The 15613-nt window shown below is 67.9% G+C and carries 19 protein-coding genes and 1 tRNA gene; 7 read left to right on the top strand and 13 right to left on the bottom strand.

What is annotated here, in order from left to right; translation table 11 throughout:
- The first annotated feature begins 153 nt into the window (after window positions 1-153).
- Complete coding sequence (locus D9V41_RS01870) at window positions 154-1395, top strand: MFS transporter (protein WP_121792815.1); 1242 nt, start codon at window positions 154-156, stop codon at window positions 1393-1395.
- 12 nt (window positions 1396-1407) lie between these two features.
- Here the strand turns inward: D9V41_RS01870 and D9V41_RS01865 are convergent, their stop codons facing one another.
- From D9V41_RS01865 to D9V41_RS01830, 8 genes are all read right to left on the bottom strand, one after another.
- Window positions 1408-1704 carry a DUF2277 domain-containing protein gene (locus D9V41_RS01865; protein ID WP_121792814.1) on the bottom strand — a complete coding sequence of 99 codons (297 nt, stop codon included), beginning with the start codon at window positions 1702-1704 and terminating at the stop codon, window positions 1408-1410.
- 51 nt (window positions 1705-1755) lie between these two features.
- Window positions 1756-2466 (bottom strand): DUF4396 domain-containing protein, encoded by a 711-nt coding sequence (locus D9V41_RS01860; protein WP_243697121.1) that lies wholly within the window; start codon window positions 2464-2466, stop codon window positions 1756-1758.
- A gap of 154 nt (window positions 2467-2620) precedes the next feature.
- Window positions 2621-2710, bottom strand: a tRNA-Ser gene (locus tag D9V41_RS01855).
- 127 nt (window positions 2711-2837) lie between these two features.
- Window positions 2838-3407 carry a carboxymuconolactone decarboxylase family protein gene (locus D9V41_RS01850; protein WP_208006689.1) on the bottom strand — a complete coding sequence of 190 codons (570 nt, stop codon included), beginning with the start codon at window positions 3405-3407 and terminating at the stop codon, window positions 2838-2840.
- Window positions 3408-3445: 38 nt separating this feature from the next.
- Window positions 3446-4054, bottom strand: a complete 609-nt coding sequence (locus D9V41_RS01845) for a CE1759 family FMN reductase (protein ID WP_121792812.1) — start codon at window positions 4052-4054, stop codon at window positions 3446-3448.
- A complete protein-coding gene (locus tag D9V41_RS01840) occupies window positions 4051-5142 on the bottom strand; it encodes an LLM class flavin-dependent oxidoreductase (RefSeq protein WP_121792811.1) in 1092 nt (363 codons plus the stop codon). The genes D9V41_RS01845 and D9V41_RS01840 overlap by 4 nt, the downstream gene beginning before the upstream one ends.
- A 165-nt stretch (window positions 5143-5307) precedes the next feature.
- Window positions 5308-5760 (bottom strand): tRNA adenosine(34) deaminase TadA, encoded by a 453-nt coding sequence (tadA, locus tag D9V41_RS01835; protein ID WP_208006688.1) that lies wholly within the window; start codon window positions 5758-5760, stop codon window positions 5308-5310.
- Window positions 5757-6224, bottom strand: coding sequence for a tRNA adenosine deaminase-associated protein (locus tag D9V41_RS01830; protein ID WP_121792810.1), 468 nt, complete (start codon window positions 6222-6224; stop codon window positions 5757-5759). The genes tadA and D9V41_RS01830 overlap by 4 nt, the downstream gene beginning before the upstream one ends.
- 116 nt (window positions 6225-6340) lie before the next feature.
- On the opposite strand from D9V41_RS01830, the gene upp reads away from it, so the two are divergent.
- The 3 genes from upp to D9V41_RS01815 all read left to right on the top strand — a co-directional run bounded on the left by upp (window position 6341) and on the right by D9V41_RS01815 (window position 7936).
- Window positions 6341-6979, top strand: coding sequence for a uracil phosphoribosyltransferase (gene upp / locus D9V41_RS01825; RefSeq protein ID WP_121792809.1), 639 nt, complete (start codon window positions 6341-6343; stop codon window positions 6977-6979).
- Between the two features lie 76 nt (window positions 6980-7055).
- A complete protein-coding gene (locus D9V41_RS01820) occupies window positions 7056-7421 on the top strand; it encodes an ArsR/SmtB family transcription factor (protein WP_121792808.1) in 366 nt (121 codons plus the stop codon).
- Window positions 7418-7936, top strand: coding sequence for an SRPBCC family protein (locus D9V41_RS01815; protein ID WP_121792807.1), 519 nt, complete (start codon window positions 7418-7420; stop codon window positions 7934-7936). Before D9V41_RS01820 ends, D9V41_RS01815 begins: the two co-directional genes overlap by 4 nt.
- A 259-nt stretch (window positions 7937-8195) precedes the next feature.
- On the opposite strand, the gene pntB is transcribed toward D9V41_RS01815, so the two are convergent.
- Both pntB and D9V41_RS01805 read right to left on the bottom strand, forming a co-directional pair.
- Window positions 8196-9617 (bottom strand): Re/Si-specific NAD(P)(+) transhydrogenase subunit beta, encoded by a 1422-nt coding sequence (pntB, locus tag D9V41_RS01810; RefSeq protein ID WP_121792806.1) that lies wholly within the window; start codon window positions 9615-9617, stop codon window positions 8196-8198.
- A 17-nt stretch (window positions 9618-9634) separates the two neighbouring features.
- The gene (locus tag D9V41_RS01805) at window positions 9635-11170 is read right to left on the bottom strand and encodes a Re/Si-specific NAD(P)(+) transhydrogenase subunit alpha (protein WP_121792805.1); all 1536 of its coding nucleotides are present in this window, start codon (window positions 11168-11170) and stop codon (window positions 9635-9637) included.
- Window positions 11171-11313: 143 nt separating this feature from the next.
- Here D9V41_RS01805 and D9V41_RS01800 point away from each other — a divergent pair, with 143 nt between their 5' ends.
- On the top strand, window positions 11314-12207 hold the full coding sequence (locus D9V41_RS01800) for an SDR family oxidoreductase (RefSeq protein WP_121792804.1): 894 nt from the start codon (window positions 11314-11316) through the stop codon (window positions 12205-12207).
- A gap of 15 nt (window positions 12208-12222) precedes the next feature.
- Here the strand turns inward: D9V41_RS01800 and D9V41_RS01795 are convergent, their stop codons facing one another.
- Both D9V41_RS01795 and D9V41_RS01790 read right to left on the bottom strand, forming a co-directional pair.
- Complete coding sequence (locus D9V41_RS01795; protein WP_121792803.1) at window positions 12223-12849, bottom strand: LysE family translocator; 627 nt, start codon at window positions 12847-12849, stop codon at window positions 12223-12225.
- A 96-nt stretch (window positions 12850-12945) separates the two neighbouring features.
- Window positions 12946-13605 carry an ACT domain-containing protein gene (locus D9V41_RS01790; protein ID WP_121792802.1) on the bottom strand — a complete coding sequence of 220 codons (660 nt, stop codon included), beginning with the start codon at window positions 13603-13605 and terminating at the stop codon, window positions 12946-12948.
- Window positions 13606-13684: 79 nt separating this feature from the next.
- Between D9V41_RS01790 and D9V41_RS01785 the strand changes: the two genes are divergently transcribed.
- Both D9V41_RS01785 and ku read left to right on the top strand, forming a co-directional pair.
- Entirely contained in the window at window positions 13685-14017 is a 333-nt protein-coding gene (locus D9V41_RS01785) for a DUF3817 domain-containing protein (protein ID WP_243697120.1), read from the top strand.
- Between the two features lie 50 nt (window positions 14018-14067).
- Window positions 14068-14913, top strand: a complete 846-nt coding sequence (ku, locus tag D9V41_RS01780) for a non-homologous end joining protein Ku (RefSeq protein WP_121792800.1) — start codon at window positions 14068-14070, stop codon at window positions 14911-14913.
- A 6-nt stretch (window positions 14914-14919) separates the two neighbouring features.
- Here ku and D9V41_RS01775 read toward each other — a convergent pair whose 3' ends face one another.
- A complete protein-coding gene (locus D9V41_RS01775) occupies window positions 14920-15612 on the bottom strand; it encodes a GAF and ANTAR domain-containing protein (RefSeq protein ID WP_208006687.1) in 693 nt (230 codons plus the stop codon).
- Between the last annotated feature and the right edge of the window lies 1 nt (window position 15613).

Genomic DNA, 15613 nt, shown 5'->3' with positions numbered 1-15613 from the left:
ACGGTGATTTCCGGGGTTCGCGGACAGCGTACTTTCATTTCTACGACGCACCCGGGAGCAACCTGTACGTTAAAAGCGTCCGCTTTCGCCGGAGAATCGTTCGGCTACACGGCGCACTGCGCCCAGTAACTGTGCTGGGAAGGGAGAGGCCGCATGCCGAATGGCAACCTTCGCAGTCCGACCGACTCGCTTGGGGGGCAATTTCCCTTACTCCTCGGCTCGTCGGCAACGTCCAATCTCGCTGATGGGATCGTGAAGGTTGCGCTTCCCCTGATCGCCGTGCAGTGGACCGATTCACCTGTGCTCGTCGGCGGAATTCTCGCCGCCTCAACACTTCCCTGGCTCCTGTTCGCGTTACCCGCAGGTCTCTTGGTGGACGCCCTAGACCGGCGACGCGCGATGATGCTGGCGAACCTTCTGCGCGCTTCGGCCCTCGCCCTCGCCAGCATCTCGATTCTCGTCGGTGAGCATTCGCTCTGGATGTTGTACGCCACGGCCTTCGTCCTCGGATCTGCCGAGACGGTTCACGACACGGCCGCGCAGTCGCTCCTGCCGAGCGTGGTTGCTCCGGCGGCACTCGAGCGGGCGAATGGGAGGCTTTCAACGGCAGAGGTGACGACCAACGGTTTCGCCGGTCCACCCCTTGGCGGTCTCCTGATCTCAGTCAGCGCAGTGCTAGGAGTCGTCATTCCGGCCGGACTGTGGATCGTCGCGCTCCTGGCCCTCTTCGCTCTGAGTGTTACCCCTCAGGCTCGACCAGTCGGCCCGCTGCGCTGGAGGCATGAACTGCTCGGCGGGATCCGCTTCGCCTGGGCCAACACCGTGCTGAGAACGATGGCGGGGATGGTCGCGCTGTGCAATCTGGCCACCAGCGCCTTCTTGGGCAGCTTCGTCGTCTACGCCGTGGGCCCCAACTCCGTCCTCGGCGCGACGGCTTTTCAGTACGGACTCTTGATGGCATTGGCCGGTGTCGGGAGCGTGCTTGGTGCACTCGGGGCAGCAAAGGCCGCGAGCGTCATGGGACGCGGCCGCCTTCTTGCACTGTCGCTCCTGGGGATGGCTTCCTTCATCGGCGCTCCATCCATCGTCCCCGCGCTCAGCGCACTCACCGTCACTTTCCTGATCGGCGGCGCGGCCGTGGCTGTGTGGAACGTGGTCACCGTGTCCTTCCGGCAGAGGATCACTCCAGACGCCCTCCTGGGACGAGTGAACGCCATCTACCGGTTGCTGACGTGGGGGACGATTCCGGTGGGAGCATTGCTCGGTGGAAGTATCGGAAGCCTGGTCGGACTGACGGAACTCTTCGCGCTCGCAGCGGGTGCTGCCATCGTCAGCCTCGTCGGCCTGCGGTGGGTCAACGAGTCCAGCATGGCCGAAAACGAGCTGCGCGCTTGATCGCGTCGCCCGCTAGGACGACGCGGTGCGCAGCCGAACCTCACGCTCCATGCGTTTCTCGTGACGCTGGCGTCCCTTGATGGCCTCCAGCTCGCGATTCTTGGGCGGCGCCTTGGTCACGAGATCGTCGAGCAACCGCCGGGTGGCCAGCGCGACCTCGTCGACGGCTCGATCGAACGCCTCTTCGTTCGCGCGTGAGGGGCGGGTCGATCCGCTGACCTTCCGGACGAACTGGAGGGCGGCCTCGCGGACCTCGTCATCGGTGGTGGGCGGGTCGAAATTGTGAAGCACCCGGATGTTCCGGCACATGATCTGATGCTAGGCGCGGACCGGGGTTGGTGGAAAGGCCCGCCCAAGGCCTCAACGCGTGATCGTGCTGCCCCCTGCCGACGCGTGAGAGCCGGCGCCACCCGACTCCTCGTTACCGAGTTCGTCGGCGATCGAGACGGTGAGGCCGCCGACCATGAACGCGACGATGGCGATGGCGAGCGTTGTCGCGGGCAGGCTCGGGATGAACCGACGCGCACCCGCGACTTGGGAACTGCTGTGGTGAAACTCGTGCGTGAGGGCGTGCCCTCTGCCGCGAGCCAACAGGCGACGATTGACCGGGTAGGCGGCAAGGAAGGCCGCGGCGAGGGCGATCATCATCGAGACCCAGAACAGTGAGTTGACGAGCCCGGCGTCCATTGCACCAGGAATGAGCGCCATGACGGCGTTATCGACGACCTCCATGGTCGCGATCGAGAGGGTGTCGGCGGCGAACACGATGCCGAGCGCCGCGCCGACCCCGAGTCCTGCTCTGACCAGCGGAAAAGCGGAGAGGGTGTAACCGAACAGGAACGCCAGCCCCACGGCGAGCAGGATGGTCCATCCGACACTCAAGCCGATAGCGGTGCCGATCATCAATCCGAGGATCTCGCCGATGGCACAGCCCGTCAGGCAGTGCAGGGTGGCGCTGAGCGCCATGGCGTTAGATCCGCCCGTGACGCGATGGTCGTGGTCGTGAGCGTGCTGATCGGCATCCGATGCTTCGTGGTGGGGGCCATCGTGCCCGGCGTGGTGGTCGCTCATTGCTGGTCCTTGATCCGTAGGGCGTCCGTGCGGGATCACAGCCATTATCGGACCGATCGGCACGGTTGACTCGCCGCGGCTGACCGGGCCCAGAAATGACATAGCCCGAACCCACGTGCGGGCTCGGGCTATGCAGATGTCCGGAGACATCACATGGCGGTGGCGGTGGGATTTGAACCCACGGTGGGTTTGACCCCACACATCATTTCGAGTGATGCACCTTCGGCCGCTCGGACACGCCACCGCGACGTAGCTTACCGGACCGACCACGACGCCAGAAAACCGGGCCCTTCGCGTTGAGCGTGACGTTTGGCAGCCGAAACCGGCGATTTCGCCTGCCAAACGTCACACTCAACGGGTACTCGGCCCGCTCAGTCCTCGGGAACTCCGACGTCGAAGAGCGCCATCGTCTGCGCGAGCATCCGGTAGTAGCCGACGAGGACCGACAGTTCCACGAGTTGCTGTTCGCCGAGCACCGTCGCCGCGCGGGCATACTCGTCGTCGCCGATGGTCTCGCCCCGCAGGAGGTCGACCGCGAGTGCATAGGCCGTGGACTCGGCGTCGTCCGCGCCAGCGAACTCGCCGGTGCGGATCGCGTCGATCTCTTCGCGCCCGAGCCCGGCGGCGAGGGCGATGCGTTCGTGCGCCCACCACTGGAACTCGCTGCCCATCCGGTCCGCGACGAGGAGGATGACGATCTCGCGGACGCGATCGGTCAGGTCGGTCCGGAAGCGGAGCGCAGCACCCAGCTCCTGGAGCGGACCCCCGACCCGCGGCGCGTGGAGCATCACCCCATACGGGCCGTTGAGCGACCCGTCCGACTCCGCCAACGGAAAGAGCTGCGGCCCGCGGGACCGGTCACCGCCCGCGATCGCCTCGTAGACCTGACGCTGTTCCTCGTCGAGCTCACTCGGCACGAGCTTGCGCAACCTCACCGGCATCACCTGATCCTCTCGTCGGGACCACCGTAGAGGAAGGGTCAGCGCAGGTCGGGGTTGCTGATGGACAGCATGGTGTCGCTGAACAGATCGATCTCGTCCTCACGCGTCCGACCCGTGCCGCCGCCGTCGAGCATGCTCGCCAGCTCGCCCGTCGCACGGTCGATCCGGCGCTGCAGCGCGTGCTCGCCCGAGGATCCCCAGTCGTGCGGCGAGGCGAAGATGCCCGTCGGCACGATGAAGGCCTGCAGGTAGGAGAACAGCGGACGCAGCGCCATGTCGATCGCCAGCGAGTGACGCGCCGTGCCGCCGGTCGCCGCGAGCAGCACCGGCTTGCCGATGATCGCGTCGGTCTCCATGGCGTCGACGAAGGACTTGAACAGCCCCGGGTAGGACACCTTGAAGATCGGGACGGCGACGATCAGCGCGTCGGCCGCCGACACCTGGTCGTAGACGTGCTGCAGCCGCGCGGAGGCGAAGCCGGTGAGGCTCGCGTCGGTGATGTCGTGAGCGAGCTCGCGCAGGCTCACGACCTCGACGCTGACGTCCCCGAGGCGCTCACGGGCCGAGGCGACGATCTTGTCGGCGAGCATGCGGGTGGTCGACGGCTCGCCCAGTCCTGCCGACAGGGCCACGATCGAGACGGTCATGACCGGACCTCCTTCTCAGCGTTCTTGGCGGCGACGCGAGCCGCGTGGGTGGGCGCGTCCGGGACGTTCGCCGGACGGCGCTTGGCGAACTCCTCCCGCATCGTCGGGAGGATCTCGCCGAGCAGGTCGAGCTGCTCGAGCACGGTCTTGAGCGGCAGGCCGGCGTGATCGACGAGGAACAGCTGGCGCTGGTAGTCGCCGAAGAAGTCGGCGAACTGCAGCGTCCGCTCGAGCACCTGCTGCGGGCTGCCGACCGTCAACGGGGTGGCCTCGGTGAAGTCCTCCAGGCTGGGCCCGTGGCCGTACACCGGGGCGACGTCGAAGTACGGACGGAACTCGTTCACCGCGTCCTGGCTGTTCTTGCGCATGAAGAACTGTCCGCCGAGCCCGACGATCGCCTGCTCCGGGTCGCCGTGCCCGTAGTGGGCGTAGCGCTGCCGGTAGAAGTTGATCAGCCGGATGTAGTGCTCCTTGGGCCAGAAGATGTTGTTGGCGAAGTAGCCGTCGCCGTAGTAGGCGGCCAGCTCCGCGACCTCGGGCGTACGGATCGAGCCGTGCCACACGAACGGCGCCACGCCGTCGAGCGGTGCCGGCGTCGAGGTGAAGCCCTGCAACGGGGTGCGGAACTTGCCCTCCCAGTTGACCACCGGCTCGTCCCAGAGCTTGCGCAGCAGCTGGTAGTTCTCGATCGTCAGCTCGACGGCCTTGCTGATGTCCTTGCCGAACCACGGGTACACCGGGGCGGTGTTGCCGCGGCCGAGCATCAAATCCATCCGACCGTCGACGAGATGCTGGAGGGTCGCATAGTCCTCGGCGATCTTCACCGGGTCGTTGGTCGTGATGAGCGTGGTCGACGTCGACAGGATGAGGTTCTTCGTCTGCGCGCCGATGTACGCCAGCGTGGTGGTGGGGCTCGACGGCACGAAGGGCGGGTTGTGGTGCTCGCCGGTCGCAAAGACGTCCAGACCGATCTCGTCGGCCTTCTTGGCGATCTCGACGGTCGCCTTGATGCGCTCGTGCTCGGTGGGCGTCGTGCCGTTCACCGGATCGGGAGTGACATCACCGACGGTGAAGATGCCGATCTGCATGGCGTGCTCCTCAGTAGTTGAATCTTTAACTACTCTAACACGTCCCGCTGCGATGTCATTCCCGCGCGCCCTGTCGGCGGTAGGTCCGGTCTCACCAAGGTCGGTCCCATGGGACCTCACACACCGCCCGCCGGCGATGGTGGGACTGGACCTACCGCCCAGGCATCAGCGGCGGCTGGCGAAGAAGTTCTGCAGCAGCGCGGTCGATTCCGCAGCGAGGACTCCGGCATGCACCTCGGGACGGTGGTTCAGGCGCCGGTCGCGCACCACGTCCCATAGCGAGCCCACCGCGCCGGCCTTGTCGTCGAAAGCACCGAAGACCAGCCGCGCCACGCGAGCGGAGACGAGCGCGCCAGCGCACATCGTGCACGGCTCGAGCGTGACCACGAGGGTGCAGCCCTCGAGTCGCCACTCGCCGACCGCTCGGGCGGCCTGACGCATCGCGTCGATCTCGGCGTGACCGGTCGGGTCGGCATCACGCTCACGGGTGTTGCGCCCCTCGCCGAGAATCCGCCCGCTCGGCGACACCACGATCGCGCCGACCGGAACGTCGCCCTCGGCGCCCGCGACCGCCGCCAACTCCAAAGCCTGACGCATCCAGGCCTCGTCGGGGGTCACCCGACGATCGTCTCCAACTGCTCGCGGAAGCCCAGCCGTTGCGCGATGTCGAGCAGCACCTCGTCAGGGTAGAGATCGTCGTCCTCGCACAGCAGCGACAACTCGACCGACGCGAGTCCCAGGTCGCTGAGGATGTCGAGATCCCCGATCGGCTCGACGGAGTCGTCGTCCTCAGGGTCGGGTGCGTCGAGCGCTTCGGCGACATCGGCCGCGAGCGGATAGTCGAGCGCGGCGGTGTTGTCCGAGAGCAGCACGCGCACCTGGGTGCCGCTGCTGCGCACGATGACGAAGAAGTCGTCCTTGACCGAGACCATCGCGAGCACGCCGACCTCGGACGGGAAGCGGCGCAACGACTCGCTCAGCCCGGCGAAGTCCTCACCGAGGCGCGCGGGCAGCTCCATGACCGACCAGTCGCCGTCGTCGCGATAGGCGGCGACCACGAAGTCCACATCGTCCTCGGCCACGATCCCTCCTCGGGGCTCACCGCTGTTCCGTCCGCCATCGTGACAGACCACGGGGCGCCGCCGCTAGTCGAGGACGACCGGACGAGCCCGCCCCGGCCGACCGCTACCCTCAGAGCATGCAGGTTCACGTCGTCGACCACCCGCTCGTCGCTCACAAGCTCACGGTGCTGCGCGAGGCGACCACCGACTCGCCCACCTTCCGGCGACTGACCGAGGAGCTCGTGACGCTGCTGGCGTACGAGGCCACCCGCGAGGTGCGCGTGGAGGCCACCGACATCACCACGCCGGTCGCCCCGACCACGGGCGTCCGGCTCACCTCGCCGGCGCCTCTCGTCGTCCCGATCCTGCGCGCCGGCCTCGGCATGCTCGAGGGGATGCAGCGCCTGCTGCCCACGGCGGAGGTCGGCTTCCTCGGCATGATCCGCAACGAGGAGACGCTCAAGGCCGAGACGTACGCCGAGCGCCTTCCCGAGGACCTGTCGGGCCGCCAGTGCTACCTGCTCGACCCCATGCTCGCCACCGGCGGAACGCTCGCGATGGCCATCGACTTCCTCGTCCGTCGCGGAATCGACCACATCACCGCGGTCACCCTGCTCGCCGCCCCGGAGGGCGTGCGCCGGCTGGAGAAGGAACTCGAGCACGTCGACGTCCCGGTCACCATCGTGACCGCCGCGATCGACGAGCGGCTCGACGAGAACGGCTACATCGTTCCCGGACTCGGCGACGCGGGCGACCGCCTCTACGGCGTCGTCTGACCACCCCGGATTCTCACCGAACCTCGCCGGGCGTCGACCCTTGCGCGATTGGTAACTGATCGGTTACGTTTTCCCCATGGACGTGTTCGCCGCCATCGCCGACCCGGTACGCCGGGAGCTGCTGGTGCAGTTGTCCGGGGGGCCGGCGCGGGTCGTCGACCTCGCCGGCGAGCACCCCGTGTCGCGTCCGGCGATCAGCCGGCACCTTCGGGTGCTGACCGACGCGGGACTGGTCGAGGCGGACGAGCGGGGACGCGAGCGGCACTACCGGCTGCGTACTGAACCGCTCACGGAGGTGCGGACCTTCGTCTCGCATCTGGAACGACGCGCCCCGATCACCGAGCACCATCTCGATGCCCTCGCTACCGAGGTGCGTCGCACGACCCGCGACCGCCGCCGCGCCGCGGCCACGCCCAACCACCACCAGGAGAACACCGCATGACCGCCACCCCCACCGGCCGCCACGAGCGTCGCGGCACCACCGACGCCCTCGTCTGGGAGCGCACCTTCCGCGCGCCCATCGACGACGTATGGGCCGCCGTCACCGAGTCCGAACGCCTCGAGCGGTGGATCGGCACGTGGACCGGCGACCCGGCCGACGGCTTCGTCACGTTCACCATGAACGCCGAGGGCGAGGACATTCCGCCGTCGCGTTACGAGATCCGCGCGTGCGAACCGCCGCGCCTGCTGCGCATCGACGCCGTCGACGACTTCGGAGCCTGGTATCTGACGCTCGAGCTCCGCGAGGACGCCGGCGTCACAACACTCACCATGTCCCAGGTCATCGACGACGTCTCCACCCTCGAGAACACGGGACCGGGTTGGGAGTACTACCTCGACCGCCTCGTGGCCGCCGAGACCGGAGCCGACCCGGCCGCCGTCGACTGGGACGACTACTACCCGGCGATGCGCGACCACTACGTCGCCATCGCCGACCGCCTCGCCACGCCCAGCTAACCCCATCGGTGGTCGAGTAGGCGGAGCTTGCGGAGCCGTATCGAGACCACGTCACGTCACCTGGTCTCGATACGCTCCCTCGTCCCTCGGTCGCTACTCGACCACCTACAACTCACCTAGGTGGTCGAGTAGGAGGTCGCTCAGCGACCGACATGGAGCCATCGCACCAAGGGCATAGCCGCGATGGAGCGAGACCACGTCACCTCACGTGGTCTCGATACGGCCCTCGTTCCTCGGGCCTACTCGACCACCTGCGGGCTCAGAGGGCGCGGATGATGTCGTCGACGCGGTCTTTGGCGTCACCGAAGAGCATCTGAGTGTTCTCGCGGAAGAACAGCGGGTTCTGCACGCCCGCGTAGCCGGCGGCCATCGAGCGCTTGAACACCACGACGTTCTCGGCCTCCCACACGTGCAGCACGGGCATGCCGGCGATGGGGCTGCTCGGGTCCTCCGACGCCGCCGGGTTGACGGTGTCGTTCGCACCGATCACGAGGACGACCGAGGTGTCGGCGAAGTCATCGTTGATCTCGTCCATCTCCAGGACGATGTCGTACGGCACCTTCGCCTCGGCGAGCAGCACGTTCATGTGGCCCGGTAGGCGACCGGCGACCGGGTGGATGCCGAACCGGACGTCGATGCCCTTCGCGCGGAGTTTCGCGGTGAGTTCGGCGACGGGATACTGCGCCTGCGCGACGGCCATGCCGTAGCCGGGGGTGATGATCACCGAGCTGGCTCCGGTCAGCATCTCGGCGACCTCATCGGCCTGCACTTCACGGTGCTCGCCCTGCTCCTCGCCACCGGAGGCCGGGGCCTCCATGCCGAAACCGCCGGCGATGACGGAGAGGAACGAGCGGTTCATCCCCTTGCACATGATGTAGGACAGGAACGCACCCGAGGAACCGACGAGCGCACCGACGATGATCAGCAGGTCGTTGCGCAGCAAGAAGCCCAGGGCGGCAGCTGCCCAGCCGGAGTAGCTGTTGAGCATCGAGACCACGACCGGCATGTCGCCGCCGCCGATCGAAGCGACCAGATGCCACCCCAGCGCCAGGGCGAGGGCCGTGATGACGAGCAGGAGCCACAACGAGGGCGACACCACGAACCATGCGGTGAGCGCCACGAACGCGGCGAGTGCGCCGATGTTGAGGGCGTTCTTGCCCGGCAGCATCATCGGCGAGGACGAGATCCGGGCCGACAGCTTGAGGAACGCCACGATCGAGCCGGTCAGCGTGACCGCGCCGATGAACACGCTGATGGAGACCTCGGCGGCGTGGATGCCGAGCAGGCCGATCGCGTCGAGCGCACGAGCGGCGGGCCCGTCGGGGTGTGCCTCCACGTGCAGGTACCGGTTCCAGCCGACCATGACAGCGGCCGCGCCGACGAAGCTGTGCAACAGGGCGATCAGCTCCGGCATCCCGGTCATCTCGACGACGCGGGCGCGCCACAGACCGATCGCCGCGCCGATGACGATGGCCGCGATCAGCAGGATCAACCCGGTGGTCCGCAGGCCGTCGTCGGCGACGACCGCGATCGTCGCGACCAGGGCGACGCTCATGCCGAGGATGCCGAACGTGTTGCCGGCCTTGGCCGTCTCGTGCTTCGACAGACCGGCGAGCGCCAGGATGAACAGGAGCGCCGCGACGACGTACGCAGCGGACACGGCAGTCTCGATGGACAACATGGTGATCAGCTCTTCTTTCAGGACCGCGAGAACATGGCGAGCATGCGGCGGGTCACCGCGAAGCCACCGAAGATGTTGATGCTGGCGAGCAGGACCGCCACGAACGAGATCGTGGTGATCACCGCGTCATCACTACCGATCTGCAGCAGCGCGCCGACGATGATGATGCTCGAGATCGCGTTGGTCACCGACATCAGCGGCGTGTGCAGCGCATGGTGGACGTTGCCGATCACGTAGAAACCGACCACGACGGCCAGCGCGAAGACCACCAGGTGTCCCTGGAGTGCCGCCGGCGAGATCGCGATCAGCCCGAACAGGACCGCCGCCGCCGCGGCCACGGCCACGATCCGGCCGCGCTCGGTGAGCTTCCTCGGCTCCTTCTTCTCCACCGGCTCGGCCACGGCCGGTGCGGCGGCGGGTGCCGCCGACACCTGGACCGGGGGTGGTGGCCACAGTTTCTCGCCGTCACGCGCGACGGTGACGGCACGCTGCACGACGTCGTCGAAGTCGAGGACGAGCTCGCCGTCCTTGCCCGGCGTCAGCAGCTTGAGCAGGTTGACGAGGTTGGTGCCGTACAACTGCGAGGCCTGCGTGGGCAGGCGGCCGGCGAGATCGGTGTAGCCGAGGATGATGACGCCGTTGTCGGTCACGACCTTCTCACCGGGGACCGAACCCTCGACGTTGCCGCCCTGCGCCGCGGCCATGTCGACGATGACGCTGCCGGGCTTCATCGAGGCGACGTCGGCGGCGGTGATGAGGCGCGGCGCGGCGCGGCCGGGGATGAGGGCGGTGGTGATGATGATGTCGACGTCTTGGGCCTGCTCGGAGTAGATTTCCGCGGCGCGCCGGTCGTAGGCCTCGCTGGTCGCCTTCGCATAACCGTCCGAGGACTCCATCTGCTCCTCGACCTCGACCGCGAGGTACTCGCCGCCGATCGACTTCACCTGGTCGGCGACCTCAGGACGGGGGTCGGTGGCCCGCACGATCGCCCCGAGGCTGCTCGCTGCGCCGATCGCCGCGAGACCGGCAACGCCCGCGCCGGCGACGAGCACCTTCGCGGGCGGCACCTTGCCGGCGGCGGTGACCTGGCCGGTGAAGAAGCGTCCGAACTCGTGGGCGGCTTCGACGACGGCGCGGTACCCCGCGATGTTCGCCATGGAGCTGAGCACGTCCATCGACTGGGCGCGCGAGATGCGCGGCACCGCGTCCATCGCCAACGCCGTGATCGGCCGGGCGGCGAGCTTCTCCACGAGCTCGGGGTTGAGGCCCGGACTCAGCAGGCTGATGAGCGTCGCGCCGTCACGCAGGCGGGCGATCTCCTCGTCATCGGGCGCGTTGACCTTGAGCACGACGTCGCTCGCCCACGCCTCGTCCGGGGCCACGACGGTGGCTCCGGCGTCCGCGTAGGCGTCGTCGGTGAAGCTGGCGCGGGCACCCGCGCCGGACTCGACGACGACGTCGTACCCCAGCTTGAGGAGTTGGATCACGGTCGCCGGGGTCGCGGACACGCGTGTCTCGCCGGCGGCCGACTCGGTGACGATTCCGATCTTCACCCGGCGAACGTTAGCGGCGAATCGCCCCACTGACCACCCAGTGAGATCCCCGTCTCGTCATGTGGCGCCCGAGCGGCGACCTTTCAGTGCGAATGTGACATCGCCAGTGGCAAATTTCACATACCGCCGGTATCTTGATCGCCATGGCCTCACTGACCCCCTCGTCGTTCCACGGCAAAGTCGCCCTCATCACCGGTGCCGCCCGCGGCATCGGTGCCCATACCGCCCGCGGTTTCGTCGCTCACGGGGGTCGCGTCGCCCTCGTCGGTCTGGAGGCCGATCTGCTCGCCGAACTCGCCGATGAACTGGGCGACGGCGCCGCCTGGTGGGAGGCCGACGTGCGCGACAGCGCGGCCGTCAAGGACGCCATCGATGCGGCCGCCGCCCACTTCGGCCGGCTCGACTACGTGCTGGCCAACGCCGGGATCGCGTCGTACGGCACGGTCCGGCAGATCGACGACGCCGCCTTCGAGCGGGTCGTCGACATCAACCTCAACGGCGTCTTCCGCACTCTCAAGCACAGCATCCCCCATCTGCAGAAGACCCGCGGATACGCCCTCGCCGTCTCCTCGCTCGCCGGTTTCACCAGCATCGCCGGGCTCGCCCCGTACGCGGCGAGCAAGGCCGGCTGCGAGTCGCTCGCGCTGGCCACCCGCCAGGAGGTCGCACACCTCGGCATCAAGGTCGGCGTCTGCCATCCGTCGTGGATCGACACCGACATCGTCCGCGGCGCGGAGGCGGACCTGCCGACCTTCAAGGCCATCCGCGGCAGGCTTCCGTATCCGGCCAACAGCACCACCACGGTCGAGGAGTGCGTGGAGCACATCCTGCGCGGATTCCTCAAGCGCAAGTCGCGGGTGTACGTGCCCAAGGGTGTGCTCGTCGCCAACTGGTCCAAGGCGTTCGTCAACTCCCCCGCCACGTGGCCGTACATCCGGCGGCTGACCAGCCGCACGGTGCCGCGCCTGGAGGCCGAGGTGGATGCGCTCGGCCGCTATCACCACAGCCACGTGCCCATGACGGACGCCACGAAGTGACGCGTCTCGCTCGGACTACGTGAACAGCGGAAGTGACATCCACGCGGCAACGCCGACGAGCGCCGCGGCGAAGACGTAGGAGAGCACGCGCTGGTACCGACTCGCTCCGAGCACCGTCGACAGGGCGCGCCCACCCGACGCCCACACGAGGAAGGCGACGAGGTTGTTCAGCGTGAAGATCACCGCGATGGCGATGACGGCGGAACGGTCGGCGCTGCCTGGAGTGGCCAGGAACTGCGCGAACATGGCGGCGATGATCGAGTAGGCCTTCGGGTTGAGCAGCAGGACGACCGCCCCGGTCCAGAAGCCTGCTCGTCGTTCCCGCGGGAGCGGACCGTTGTTGCCGGACGTCACGGTGAGGGGGTGCCGGACGAAGGTCACCGCCAGCCACAGCACGTAGGCGCTCCCCATCGCGAAGAGCAGATTGCTCGCGGCGGGCCGGTGCACGATGGTCGTCCCGACACCCATGCCGATCAGCGCGGTCACGCCGAGGGTGGCTGCGTGGTAGCCGACGAGCGCCGGAACCGCTGCCCGCATCCCGGCCGCCGCGGCGAGCGCAGCGAAGAACGCGTTTCCCGGTCCCGGGCTGTACGCGAGGGGAAAGAGGAAGACGAGCAGCGCGATGACGGTCTCGAGACTCATCGGCGCGGGGCTTTCCTTGGGGATCTCACGTCCCAAGAGCCTGGAAGGCCCGCGCGCCGCTGTCTGGCGAGATTCAGCCGTCGCGTTCGATGGACGTCACCAGTCGACGGTCTCGTTGTCCTGGACCGAGGCCGCGAGGGAGGTCATGTGGCCGAGGCGCGCGACCTCGGACTGGAGGAACTCCGGGCCACCGTGCCGCCCCGCCACCACGACGAAGCGCTGACCCCGGCGCAACCGCCCGGGGGCTCCGGCCAGCACCATCGAGTCCCACTCGGTCACGTCGTCGAGCCGGCGGGCGGCGTCGAGGTCGAGCCAGTCGTCGGCGGCCGGCACCAGCTCGGGGGCGGAGGCCGAGGCGTAGACGGTCCGGGCGCGGCCCATGTCGCGGATGAGCGCCATCGCCCAGTCGGTGCGGAACGTCGCCGGCACGAAGTCGATGAACTGCTTGAGCGCCTTAGCGGGCTCGGACGTGAACGCCTCGACCGCCTCGAGATCCATGCTGAGGTTCACGCCGGCGGCGTACCGCGAGATCCAGTGCACGCGCACGCCGTCGAGAGCGTGACAGGCGGTGATGAGCGCGTCGGGCATGACACTGGGCGGTAGTTCGAGGAGCACGTCGTCGACCGCGAAGCCGTCATGGCGATGTTCGACGATCTCGATGGCCTCGATGTCGGCGCCCGCACTACCGAGTGCGGTCGCCAGGGCGCCGAGTGAGCCGGGAACGTCCGGGAGCTCGACGCGCAGGTGGAATGCCATGCCCCCATTGTTCCCACAAACATATTGCGCCGCGGTAACACCACCGGGCGGATTGAACTGCCCCGATAGGCTCGGCGGCGTGAACCCCGTGGTCGTCCGCCGCCTTTTCCGCACCGTCGCGATCGCCGAGGCGATCTCCTGGACCGGTCTGCTCGTCGGGATGTACATCAAGTACGTTCCCGAGACCACCGAGCTCGGCGTGCAGATCTTCGGCCCGATCCACGGCGGTCTGTTCGTCCTCTACTGCCTCGTGACGCTCGTCGCGTGGCGCATCTTCGACTGGTCGGTGCCGGTACTGCTGTGGGGACTGTTCGCCGCCATCCCGCCGCTGTTCACCATCGTGTTCGACGTGTGGGCGGAGCGCCGCGGCCTGCTCGATCCCGAGCGGGCCGAGCTCGCCGCCAGCGCCTGACCCCGCCGTGAACGCTGGCGCCCGGCGCCGCGGGCGTCGATACTGAAGCCATGCGTGCGATCTGGAAGGGCGCCATCAGCTTCGGTCTCGTGAACGTGCCGGTCAAGTTGTACTCCGCCACGAGCAGCCACGACCTGTCGCTCCACCAGGTCCACAACGAAGACGGCGGCCGCATCCGGTATGAGCGCCGTTGCGAGGTGTGCAAGAAGGTCGTCGCGTACAAGGACATCGACAAGGCGTACGACGACGGCACGCACACCGTCGTGCTGACCAAGGACGACATCGACGCGCTGCCGGCCGAGAAGAGTCGCGAGATCGAGGTCGTGGAGTTCGTCCCGTCCGACCAGATCGACCCGCTGCGCCTCGACAACAGCTACTACCTGGAACCGGAGGAGCGCGCGGTCAAGCCCTACACGCTGCTGCGGCGCACCCTCGAGGAGACCGACCGCGTGGCGATCGTGCAGTTCGCCCTGCGCCAGCGGACTCGGCTCGCGGCGCTGCGGGTGCGGGACAAGGCCATGGTGCTGCAGACGCTGCTCTGGGACGACGAGGTGCGCGCACCGGAGTTCGACGTGCTCGACAAGAACACGAAGATCAGCGACAAGGAACTGAAGATGGCCGGGCAGCTCGTCGAGTCGCTGTCCGGCGACCTCGACACCTCGGAGTTCGAGGACGACTACCAGGTCCAGCTCCGCGCCCTCGTCGACGCCAAGCTCGAACAGGGCGACACCCTCGATACCGAGCAGACGTTCGGCGTCACCGAGGAGGACGAGGACGAGGGCGGCGAGGTTGTCGACCTGATGGAAGCGCTGCAGCGGAGCGTCGATGCCCGCAAGAAGAAGTCCGGAGCGGCGAAGAAGAAGACGAGCAGCCCCAAGAAGCGCGCGTCCGGCTGATCGCGGTCAGCGGTCGGCGGGGAACTCGGTCAGCGGGGTGCGCCGGTAGGCGACGACCCACTCGGCTACCTCGCGCAGCTTGCGGTTGTGGTGCTGCGAGTAGCGCCGCAGGACGTCGAAGGCCCGGTCGCCGTCGATGTCGAACCGCTCCATGAGGATGCCCTGCGCCTGACCGATGAGCTTGCGCGCGTCGATCGCGATGCGCAGGCCCTCCTCGCTCTGCGCCGAGGCCACCGCAACGGAGGCATGACGAGCGAAGATCTCCGCGACGGCGAGGTCGTCGTCGCTGAACGCCTTGGCGTGATCGGAGTAGAGGTTCAACGAGCCGTAGCGTCGTTCGGAGGTCTCCAGACGTACGCTGACGACGCTGCGGATGCCGAGCTCGGCGACCGCAGGTCCCCACGCGGGCCAACGTTCGTCGATGCCGACGTCGTCGGAGACGTACGTGCCGCCGCCCTCCAGTGCGTCGAGGCAGGGCCCCTCGTCATGCGTCAGTTGAAGCTCGTGGGACACCCGGACGCGCGACGAGGTCGCCGCAGCCGTCTCGACGCGGGACCGGGCATGGACCAGCAACAGGCCGGCGTCGTCGCAGCCGATCGCGGACTTCGCGTACTGCGTGATGAGCTCGACCGTCTTCTCGGTGCCGTCCTGCGTGTACAGGTCGACCGCCATCTGGGAGAAAAACTCCGGAATGTCCACT

It is taken from the genome of Aeromicrobium phragmitis (assembly GCF_003674095.1).
In the GTDB taxonomy this organism is placed as follows: domain Bacteria; phylum Actinomycetota; class Actinomycetes; order Propionibacteriales; family Nocardioidaceae; genus Aeromicrobium; species Aeromicrobium phragmitis.
The sequence above is the reverse complement of the archived record's forward strand: the minus strand, read 5'-3'. Positions and strand labels throughout refer to the sequence as shown.